Below are 10111 nucleotides of genomic sequence, written 5' to 3'. Positions count from 1 at the left end.
TCGTATAACTGAACAGCTCGTTTTGTTTGAGGTCGAGTCCACGCATCGGCTTGGGCTGGCTTCGGCAGAAGAGGATGGCCGCCATTTTGCCAGAGCCACGCGGGCTCTGGCTTTTTTCAACGGCCTGCTAGCTCTTCTGTTCGCCTGTATAGCACGCCTTCGATAGGCGCTTCGAAATGGGAGGCCTGAAGCTCGGCCAAGGGGGCGCGAATTCCGGAGATTTTCGACCACCGCTTTATCGAAACATAGTCAGCCAGTAACTGGCTGAGATCACCCCCTAGGAAGCTAAGCCCCCGCTTCCAGCCCAGAGGCTTTATGAGCCCCAAAGCGCACGCCCTTGTGATCTCCTGCTCGGTCATCCCTGTGATGGCGATGGTCTGCGATAGCGTAAAGTGAGTGTCGTTCTGTGAGGCAAGGTGCTTGTGCATCCATGCCAGCAAGCCCTCCAGGCCAACATTTCCTCTCTCCAGCAGAGATCCCCGATTTGAATCTGGGCGGAATGGAATTTCCTTTTTCAAAATTCCAACAAGGACATGTCCCAGATGGCCTCCATGAACGAATGCAATTCGGGCTGCGTGTGCCATGTCGATCAGCTGAACAGATGCTCCGTTGGCCAGACTAAGATCATTAATCTGATTGGCCAAGGCAAGGAGATCAAAGCGGGCGTCCCGAACAGACCTGTGCCCGCTGTACCCCTGAAGGGCAGAGTACTCAAGTAGAGCCATGATCTCGGCGGGCTCACAGCCTAAGACCTGTGACAGCTGACGATGATCTACTGGTGTCAAAGAGAATGAGTCTTCTTGATTCTGCTCATCGTGAGGATGATCGGAGTTGCACTCGAAATCACGAAGCGGCCATGTGAGTGTCAGTCGGCTTTTCAGCGCGTCAATTGGCAGGTACACAGCTGAGGAGCCAATTGCGGCACACGCTGCTCTGTGATTTCGACATGCATTGGCCCAGGACAGCATTGTCGTTTGCTCGGTGAGCAAGGTGTAGGCCTGATCAAGTAGATCTGGCCAGCACCCAGTTTCCATCGGCGGTCGCTCGCGAGCGGAAAGATCACTATTCATCGGATCAAGGACGCACTGGAGCGCAAGCAACAGATCGCGAATGAAATAGTTGAGCCCCAACGGGTCTGACAATTGGGCGTGCAAGCCAGCGGCGTACGCGGGCAACCTGGCCGGGATTGTGGAGTCCTCTAGAACGAGCTCGCACGAGGGGCAGCGTCCCTCAAGTAACTCTTCTGACCATGAGAGCGCGCCATTGCAATGTGGGCAGTAATGAATCAATTCATGACCATGCTCGTAGCAATGGGTGAACGGCAGGTGGCCAAAGTACATGGGGATCTTTCTCCCATCCTTCAGGCAAGCTGTACAGACTCTCGGAACGCGCAGTTCAAGGTTTCGATAAATCCGCATTGAGTCATACGGTGTGACGTGGGCAAGTGTCTCGTCCTTGACGATCAGAGTGTTTAGCTGATCGGAGCTCAATCCCAGCCACTCCGCTATGGTTGCGATGTTGTCTGAGGACTGATGGTTTTGTGCTCTTGGGCCCTTGATTTTGAGCGTGGAAAAAAGCTCCCGTACTGAGCCACGGCCATTCGCGATAGCTAAACGCAACAGGTATGCGGAGAAATGCTCGCCTGGCTCAGGACGTAGACGTACGGGTAAGAGCTTCGGCTCAGTCATTCGATTCCCGCAACGCCAACGCCCGATCTACCTGGCTCATAGGCATAAGGAAGGGGTTTCCTGTGTTACCCAGGCATCCGGTGCTGAACTCAAATGCACGTCCCAAATGCTGCATGCAAACCTGTTCACCATCGGTCTCTTCAAGCGCATGCTCTAGTAGAGTCGAAACGAAACCATGTAGGCCTCTGGTCGCTAGGTGAAAGCGCTTCAGCATCTCTTCGTCCGTGAGGTTGATACATGGGACACCGATAGCCTCCTGGTAACCGGCCATCAGGTTTTTCCATGCATTGGTTCCAAGGCCAGCAGGTTCCAAATGGAACGGGGCATTGAACCTGCGAATAAGCTGGTCTTCTTCACGGCGACTCTGAATGGTGTCAGTCAGTAAGCGAATGCCGTGCGGTAAGCCGACCAAAATGAATGGGATTCTGGTATCGGTAGAGATGCTTTTGATAGCGTCAGCAGCTTCTTGGGTGCGCCGCTGAGTGTGTTCAGGCAAGACATGCTGAATTTCATCAATGATAATCAGCTGGACGCCTAGTGACTTGGCCAGTCGGTTGAAGCGCATGACCAGAGAGCGCGCAGTGCCCTTATCCGGCTCAGGATCGCCACAAGCTGCCAACAAGGAACATAGGATGTCATTGACGGTCACTCTGGCGTGAAGCGACACATATAGGATCGGTCGTTCAGTACGGTCTTCATACACAATGTCAGGAAACTTCTTCCTGTAGTTGTTGACCAACGTGGACTTACCGACACCACTGGCGCCAAGCAGCATTAGGCCTCGCGGATTAAATCCGGTTGTCTTGTGACTACGGCTAATCGCCTCGGTAGCTTCATCAAATTTGCGATTCCGGATCGTCTTCTGCAAAAAGGCTTCCGTATGAGGCTTACGACGAGGAGCATTACTCAACGGAGACATAGTCATCCTCGTCAGGTGCTTGTGGCCGTGTCTCGTATCCAATCGCATTTGACGCGACGGATTTGCTGGGGGTGCTCAGGACTTCGTTGAGATCCATAGGATTATCAAAATCGTCCAGAGGCACATCCGGCCCTGTACGGCGCTTGTTGCTGCTGTATTCCTCACGAACACCACCATCAAAGACAGGCGCTTCTTCGGCAGTTGTCTTCGCAGTGCGCCCTCTGCGGAGGTCAGCAAATGAGTAGCCCTCCGCATCATAACCAAGAGTATTTGGTACTTCGATCAGTACGTTTGTTTTAGGGTTAACCACGCTGATTGCAGATGCATCTAGCGGGTCGCGATAGATCGTCACCTTAATGTCAGACCTTTCTCCTGGCCTTTTTGACGACTCTAGATCGTGGTACAAACGCTGCAACTCTGTTGAGTTGAATGCCTGATAGTCACAAGTAATTCCTGTTCCGTGCTTGAGTTGCTTTTCTTCACGAATGCCACGCAAGAGTTGCGTGTGCGGCATATCTTCTACAAGGATCGGAGGATATAGCCTTGCACTTTCAGCCCATACCTGTGCTGGGGTTTTCCCGTTAAGGCCAGTATGGGGCGTGTTGTGATAATCATGGATGAACTTGCTGAAGGCTTGCCTGAATTCAGCCAGCGTATACACCGCTGCTTTTTTCACGGTCTCGTCAGAGTAGATTTTTTTGTCATGCTTACCAAGGTATCCATCCAGCCCACTGAAAAAACTCGTACGTACTGTGCCAATGAATCTCTCAATCATTGGTTTTCCCCAGCCCATTCTGGTAGCTGTCTTTACAATGTTCACTTCAAGCCCGCTGAAAAACCTAACAGTATCCTCTGATACATACGCAACGCCTTGGTCGACGATGATCGTAGAAGGCAATCCACAGAATGGATATCTCGGGTCGGTTTTTTTAGAAATCGCATACCTAAGCGTATGGATCACGCAACCTGATGATTCGCTATGCTTGCCTACATGAATGGCATACCCCAGGATGACTCGCGAATAGCCATCCAGAACAAAATATATTGATGGCATTCCAATATATTGTCCGAGCTTATTTTTTAGCCCTACATTAAAGTGGGCTGCATCCATAGAGACTAGATCAAGGATTTTCTTGATCTTTATTTTTGAGTTAGCCGATCTAGCTTCTTCTCGGGCGGCAGACTTCCCAAATCGTGCAAGGATGACGTTAAGTCGGTCAAGCTTCTTAATACGGCGCTCAAAGGTGGATAATGATGGACACGGCGACAAATACTGCCTGCCAAGGTATGCGCGTTCAAATTCTTTATAGGCCATAAGGATAGTGGCCTTCGATTTTTTGAGGTAATGTTTTTTAATCGCCTCGTCCATCAGACCAAAAACTTCTTCTGAAATATTGGGGCGCCTGGTTCTTTTTTTGCCAAAAAGAACTTCTGTCATATTTTTTTGGCATGCCAGCCATTGTTTGTAGATTTTGTGAAGGTGCGAGGTGCTTGGTGGGGCAAGATCTCCAATCTTGGCGGCCACTTCGAAGATTACTCGCTCCCTAACGCCTGCTCCGCAGGGTTTTTGTTCCTTGTTCAATTCCGAGCAATATTCTTCAAATCGAATTACTTCACGCTCTTGCTGTTTATCCAGCTTAACATGGCATGGATTATATGTAGGACGCCTGATTAGACTCATCTCCCCAGAGATGTATGCATGATTCAGCTCCACCTGCGAGATTGAAATATCTTCGCCGTCAATATACTTGATTACCGCGACGCTTTGACCGAAATAGGCGATATGTCCAGTTCTGCCGAAGAGCGAGATGGCATCGCCCTCACTTAGATGTTGCAAGATCATTATTTAACAATTTTCGTATCAACTGATAGCGGCAATTCTGCATTAAACGAAAGGTAGCCGTGCGCTAATATGGCCAGCGGCACAACCTCTCTAACACCAGCAGTCCTTGCGCATTGAATAAGATCGCCATAATAGCCATCCGTAGGCAGAGCCGAAATTATCTGATTGACAGTCTGCATATCCAGTAAAACCCTTTTATATGGATATAGCGTTTCAAGATTATCGATTCGACTGCCAACCCTAACTTCTTCGTTGGTAATAATTTCAAGACGCGAGCCATACGCTTCTCTTAAGCGGTGGTTGATCAACGCAATTTTTTCCATAAGCGCGTCATCAACACGCTCTGCCATTTTGACCTCATGAAAAACGAACTGCTCACTACTCTTTCGTTTAAATAAGTAGTCCGGTGTATATCTACGAATTTCACCGAGTGTATCTTTGTACTGAATAGAAATAGGCTGCGTTTTGTACCCGACGATGTCGCTATCGAACTCCATGAGAAGCAGTGCGTCGCGCTCCAGCATGCTTTCGCACCAGAAGTACTGCCGATTTTTCTGCGAATAGAAGTAGTGGATCGATTTTGACCACATCCCTTTGGGGAGCACCTTCGGTTTCACTGAGCACCCTATGCATCAACGCGATGATGTAAATAATACGAAGCTCTCGGCTCCGGTCAAGAAAAATGTGCATCATCGCGTTGATTCAACGAACGGGCATGGGTAGGATGCGCCCATGGCCAGAAGGGAGACGTGAAGGTGAAGCTCGCTGAAATCGCTGAAATCCGCGCAGGGCACGCATTCCGAAGCGCTATCACTCCAGACCCCATGGCAGGGTGCCGGGTAATCCAGATACGAGACCTCGATCCCGATAAAGGCGTCTTGTGGAGTGGGCTAGAGAGCTGCACGCCGCCTGGACGGAAAAGCCCGATGTGGTTGCGTGAGGGCGACATCTTGCTTCAAGCGCGTGGCCGCAAAAATTTCGCGGTATGCCTAGGCCAGGTGCCCTATGAGCAGGTGGTATGTACCCAGCACTTTTTCATTGTTCGTGTCCATGACCAGCGGTTCACCCCAGCATTTATCGAATGGCAGCTGAACCAAGAGGTCGCGCAGCGACACTTCGATATGAACACCGAGGACACCAATACCCGGCACATCACGCTTGCGACCCTGGGTACAACACCCGTAATGCTCGCTGACCAAGCTACTCAGAAAATGATCCACCAACTAGTTACGCTCGCTCGGGAAGAGCAGCTGCTTTTTGAAGGGTTGATGGACATCAGGCAGCAGCAAATGGCGGCCATAGCCACCCAGGTTCTCAGAGCAGGGGAGACGGTATGAGCAAGGAATCCCTGCTGATGCAAATAACGTCATACCCGAACTACCGGAAGCTGGCGCCGCACCTATTCCTCTTGATCGTAGGTGGGGAGCCCGAGCATGAAGAGCGGGCGAAGGACGAGGAAGCGTTCTTCGGTGAGATTTTTTTTGAACAAATGCTCTGGCGGGTCAGAGAAACCTCACATTTTCTCGCCGATATCCTCGGCAAAAAGCTTGGCATCTATAAGCTGGAGCATGGCGACCTATCTGCTCATCAGGAGCTCTTCAGGTCGCTATCACGTGTTTTGGCAGAGGATGATTCGCAAAGGCCCGCCTTGCTGGAGGCGCTGATTCAGGTGCTTGAAGACACGGCCTCATATAAGGGCGACAGGCCCTGCCCAAGAGAGCTCATTCAAGTGATCTCCGGGCTCTGCCCAGGAGTAGCCGGTAGTTCCTTCTACGACCCCCACAGCTCGACTGGCCGTCTGCTTGCCGAGTTGGTCTCGTCAACCCCGTCCGCTTGGGGGCTGGGTCAATCAGCCTGTGACGAAGGCGTCCTGTACGGACTACTACGTGCTTTCTTCAAGGAGGGCACTCTCAGGTTCGAACAGGCAGATGCCCTGAAGTCCCCGCCCTGCAATCACACCAGGCTTCAGGTCTATGACGTGGTCGTTTCTGACCTGTCTGGAGGCGTTGATACATGGGATCCAGAGCTTGGCGCTATGGATCCGTTTGGGCGATTCAAATTCGGAACAGCCTCGAAAGGCAGAGGGGAGTGGCCGTTCATACAACACATGCTTGCATGCATGCATCCCGATCACGGGATAGCAATCGCGGTGGTTGATTTGGCTGCGCTTACACGGACTGGAAAGGAGTCTGAGATCAGAGGCACGATCATTGCGTCCGGACTGCTGGACAGCGTGATTTATCTCCCGCCCAAGCTTTATCGCAGTGATGTGCGGCCGCTTGCACTCCTCGTCTTCAGGCCATCGAGAGAAGATCGCCCAGTGCTACTTATAGATGGCAGCAAACAGTACACCTCCGAGAAAAGCCTCAACACTCTGACGCCTGCTTGTATCCAACAGATCCGGGAGCATTACTCGCGACGTGAGCCTGTTGACGGCGCTACGGTACTGGCAAATGCCGACGATCTAGAGCGCAATGGCTATGTGCTTAACCCAGGACGCTACTTCTCATCGCGACCTGCTGAAGAAGGGCATGATCTCGACGCATTGAGGCGTGAGCATGCATCCCTCAGGGATAGGCTACGGGAAGTAACTGCTGAAATCGATGATCTTCTCAGTGAATTTTCCGAAGGCTAGGGGCGTGCGTAATTGTCGCAAGATGGCCTTCCTGGCCACAGCAATGCTGGAAAACTTCCCTGAGCTGATCTCGGGCTACATCGTTGATGCCAAGGTGGAGTCTTGCTGCTTGATTGGCTCTGCGTACAAGACTTATGGCTATGCACCCGGGGCGCCCCTGATCTCGGGGGAAATCACACGCATCACTCAGTACTCGTCGGGCCATTGGCTGGTCAGCACGCGCGAGCAGGACTGCTTCGTGATTGCAAACTTCGCGAGAGGCGGTCGTCAGTCGCTGATGCATCTGGCTGAGCTTTTCAACACGGCGCAACTAGTGCGATCACGCTGGCGCTTGCAATAGGAACAGTCATGCGCGAATTGGATGCCGTAACGGCCATGCTTTACGAAGGAGGGGTGCCAATGACGGGCTCCTCGATGACTGATGATGAAGCGCTCAGCTACATGCGCGATCTACGGCTGAACACTGAATTTTGTCTGATCAGAGATTGGATCTGGATTGACCTGGAAGTCACGCCGTTGCAGCTCGCAGAGCTGGAGAAAACACGCCGTCAGCCAGCGCTCATCTTCGCGCACAAAGTCATATACGACTCCGCAAGACGCTGGGATGTAGGCGACTTTGTCAGAACTTCGCCGCTCTACGCGTTTCGCGATGGCTTCCTTTTTCAGACTCTGAACTCGGTTTACGTGCTCCTTGGGGAAGGCCTGAGAAAGAGGGCCTCGGTTGAAACGGTGGGCCGCATTATCTTTTGATCCCGGTGATGCCGATGACCGATCAGATGAAGCACGAAACATGCGAGGTTTGCCGGGAGCGGCGGCGGAGTCAAACGATGTTCGACGATTTACAGCCCAAGGACGATGATTCCTTGGCCTAATCAGTTACGACAGCTGCTCGCAGCTCAATGCAAGCGATAGTTTGGTGACCGGGGTTAACCCCATAGGCCAGACGGTACTTCTTGCGTGAAATCCTCGCGATGGATATTGTGAAGCCGCTTCGTTTGCTTGCTGGTCGAGCCGCCACGCGGCGGTGAACCCAGTTTGCCAGACGGCAGCGATCTCTCTTCGGAGGGCGCTGTTCGGGTCGCGACCAAGATAGCCGTTCTGGTATCTGGGTCTCCCGTAGGTAGTGAGTGTCGCCCGACTGCTGCTTCAACGACCGCAACTCTGTCCTTTCATTGGGCACACCAGGCGGTTGGCAGCTTTATTTTCAGTGCGGCGCTCGTCGTCCAGTCGCGTGAGACGCGGTTGACCGAGGGGCCGAAAAAGGTACGATTCATCGTGCCCCACAGGCTCAGGAGGCCAAGATGCGTCCATGCAAAAACGTGCCAATGCGGCGCGCATGGCAGCCAGGCTGTTGCTAGCTGCCCTCTGCTTCGTTTGCTTGCTGGTCGAGCCGCCACGCGGCGGTGAACCCAGTTTGCCAGACGGCAGCGATCTCTCTTCGGAGGGCGCTGTTCGGGTCGCGACCAAGATAGCCGTTCTGGTATCTGGGTCTCCCGTAGGTAGTGAGTCCCTGTAGCAGTTGGGCAAGAGCGAACTGGTGATGCCCAACAACACAAGGAGTATCTGTGAGTCGGCTATATAAGGACATTTGTAGCCAACGAACGCTCTATGGCGCTTGGCGGAAGGTACGCAGTAGCGCCTTGTTCTCCTCGTCCGATGAAATCAAGCGGGAAGCTGAAGAGTTCGAAAGCCGCCTCCCTGACGCATTGAAAGATATTCAGCGGGCCTTATCGAAGCAGGAGTTCAAATTTCTTCTGCAAACTGGGGTCGCACAGAAGAAGCCTGGTGGCAAATCCCGGCCGTTGGTATTAGCTCCAATTCCGAATCGCATTGTCCAACGAGCCATACTTGACGTGTTGCAGCGTCGTGTTCGGTTCGTTAAGCGAGTTCTAGCCACTCCCACAAGCTACGGCGGCATTCCCGAAAAGCGCGTGTCCATGGCTATCTCGCATGCACGAGAAGCAATGCGCGCAGGAGCCCGATTCCACGTTCGATCAGACATCCCGGCCTTTTTCACTAAAATCAACAAAGATCGGGTTCTAGAACTTCTTCGACCGCATCTGCGTTGTGAGGCCACCCTCAAGCTTTTTGATGAAGCTATCAAAACTGATTTGGCCAATATCGACGAACTCCGGCGAAAGGGGCTGGACGCGATTTTTCCAATCGGAATCGAAGGTGTGGCTCAAGGGTCTCCACTGTCCCCTTTAGTGGCCAACATCTACCTGGCCGACTTCGATCTAGCCATGAACACGAACGGCATCACGTGTCTTCGCTACATCGATGACTTCCTGCTCCTTGCGCCTAACCTGAGTGACGTAGACAAAGCTTTCAATAGAGCGCTGAAGGAGTTGGGCAAGATCGGACTGGCTGCATACGACCCACGTAAAGACAAATCAAAGGCATCCCGTGGGAGTATCCAAGCCGGGTTCGACTTCTTGGGATGCAATGTTTCTCTCGGGCTGATTCAGCCTAGCGAAGCAACACGCAAACGATTCAGGGCAAAACTAGAAGCCGAATTCGCCACAGCTTCACGCGCCCTCCGCTATAACGCTCAGTACCAAGATGGAGACGGAAGATACTCGTACTCATCAGCCCTTTACCAAATCGACAAAATCATCCTGGGGTGGGGAAAGGCTTTCACGTTCTGTAATGGCACCCAATGCATGGATGCGCTGGATAAGTTCATTTCGAAAAAACTTGCTCACCTTGAAGAAGAGAAGATTGCCGTTCTGGCTAAATCTGATAGTGCAGCGCGCAGGAGAATCCTGGGCGTACGCCTCCTCGCTGATATCCAAGGCTGAATCCTTCCTTATCCCGAGCGTTTGCTACGAGCTTTTCTGATAAAGGCCGGTCAGCAGTGAAGCCCCCGCTTCCGTTGGTCACGTCTCCTTGGAGAGGCGTAACCGTCCGCCGAACCCATCTCCCCGCTTCTTCCAGATAACGGCATGGTGTCCACCTATTTTTGGTGGACACCATTTCAAGCCACTTTCTGGAGGGTTTCGTGTCTCGACAGCGCCGTACATTTC

9 protein-coding genes are annotated in these 10111 nt (G+C 52.4%); 5 read left to right on the top strand and 4 right to left on the bottom strand.

Annotation, left to right across the window (positions count from 1 at the left end; all coding sequences use genetic code 11):
• Window positions 1-116: 116 nt before the first annotated feature.
• Genes CXK94_RS22075 through CXK94_RS22060 form a run of 4 tightly spaced genes read right to left on the bottom strand, consistent with a single transcriptional unit; the run spans window position 117 to window position 4974 of the window.
• Complete coding sequence (locus CXK94_RS22075) at window positions 117-1688, bottom strand: TniQ family protein (protein ID WP_102895886.1); 1572 nt, start codon at window positions 1686-1688, stop codon at window positions 117-119.
• Window positions 1681-2556: a TniB family NTP-binding protein gene (locus tag CXK94_RS22070; protein ID WP_180984467.1), complete on the bottom strand. Its 876-nt coding sequence runs from the start codon at window positions 2554-2556 to the stop codon at window positions 1681-1683. The genes CXK94_RS22075 and CXK94_RS22070 overlap by 8 nt, the downstream gene beginning before the upstream one ends.
• A 34-nt stretch (window positions 2557-2590) precedes the next feature.
• Window positions 2591-4450, bottom strand: a complete 1860-nt coding sequence (locus tag CXK94_RS22065) for a DNA-binding domain-containing protein (protein ID WP_102895884.1) — start codon at window positions 4448-4450, stop codon at window positions 2591-2593.
• On the bottom strand, window positions 4450-4974 hold the full coding sequence (locus CXK94_RS22060) for a TnsA endonuclease N-terminal domain-containing protein (protein WP_180984466.1): 525 nt from the start codon (window positions 4972-4974) through the stop codon (window positions 4450-4452). Before CXK94_RS22060 ends, CXK94_RS22065 begins: the two co-directional genes overlap by 1 nt.
• Before the next feature lie 402 nt (window positions 4975-5376).
• On the opposite strand from CXK94_RS22060, the gene CXK94_RS22055 reads away from it, so the two are divergent.
• From CXK94_RS22055 to CXK94_RS22035, 5 genes are all read left to right on the top strand, one after another.
• Window positions 5377-5787, top strand: a complete 411-nt coding sequence (locus CXK94_RS22055; protein WP_102895882.1) for a hypothetical protein — start codon at window positions 5377-5379, stop codon at window positions 5785-5787.
• Window positions 5784-7085, top strand: coding sequence for an N-6 DNA methylase (locus tag CXK94_RS22050; RefSeq protein ID WP_102895881.1), 1302 nt, complete (start codon window positions 5784-5786; stop codon window positions 7083-7085). The genes CXK94_RS22055 and CXK94_RS22050 overlap by 4 nt, the downstream gene beginning before the upstream one ends.
• Window positions 7086-7107: 22 nt before the next feature.
• Complete coding sequence (locus CXK94_RS22045; protein ID WP_102895880.1) at window positions 7108-7425, top strand: hypothetical protein; 318 nt, start codon at window positions 7108-7110, stop codon at window positions 7423-7425.
• A gap of 8 nt (window positions 7426-7433) precedes the next feature.
• Window positions 7434-7835 carry a DUF6957 family protein gene (locus tag CXK94_RS22040; RefSeq protein WP_102895879.1) on the top strand — a complete coding sequence of 134 codons (402 nt, stop codon included), beginning with the start codon at window positions 7434-7436 and terminating at the stop codon, window positions 7833-7835.
• Between the two features lie 890 nt (window positions 7836-8725).
• Window positions 8726-9886 (top strand): reverse transcriptase domain-containing protein, encoded by a 1161-nt coding sequence (locus CXK94_RS22035; RefSeq protein WP_256046309.1) that lies wholly within the window; start codon window positions 8726-8728, stop codon window positions 9884-9886.
• The last annotated feature ends 225 nt before the right edge of the window (window positions 9887-10111 follow it).

It is taken from the genome of Stutzerimonas stutzeri (genome assembly GCF_002890915.1).
Taxonomy (GTDB): Bacteria; Pseudomonadota; Gammaproteobacteria; order Pseudomonadales; family Pseudomonadaceae; genus Stutzerimonas; species Stutzerimonas stutzeri_AF.
The sequence above is the reverse complement of the archived record's forward strand: the minus strand, read 5'-3'. Positions and strand labels throughout refer to the sequence as shown.

Bases quoted from the DNA above. Each gene is read 5' to 3' on its own strand.
- CXK94_RS22060 (WP_180984466.1), bottom strand. From the start codon at position 4,974: ATGCTGGAGCGCGACGCACTGCTTCTCATGGAGTTCGATAGCGACATC.
- CXK94_RS22075 (WP_102895886.1), bottom strand. From the start codon at position 1,688: ATGACTGAGCCGAAGCTCTTACCCGTACGTCTACGTCCTGAGCCAGGC.
- CXK94_RS22045 (WP_102895880.1), top strand. From the start codon at position 7,108: ATGGCCTTCCTGGCCACAGCAATGCTGGAAAACTTCCCTGAGCTGATC.
- CXK94_RS22055 (WP_102895882.1), top strand. From the start codon at position 5,377: ATGTGGTTGCGTGAGGGCGACATCTTGCTTCAAGCGCGTGGCCGCAAA.
- CXK94_RS22050 (WP_102895881.1), top strand. From the start codon at position 5,784: ATGAGCAAGGAATCCCTGCTGATGCAAATAACGTCATACCCGAACTAC.
- CXK94_RS22065 (WP_102895884.1), bottom strand. From the start codon at position 4,450: ATGATCTTGCAACATCTAAGTGAGGGCGATGCCATCTCGCTCTTCGGC.
- CXK94_RS22040 (WP_102895879.1), top strand. From the start codon at position 7,434: ATGCGCGAATTGGATGCCGTAACGGCCATGCTTTACGAAGGAGGGGTG.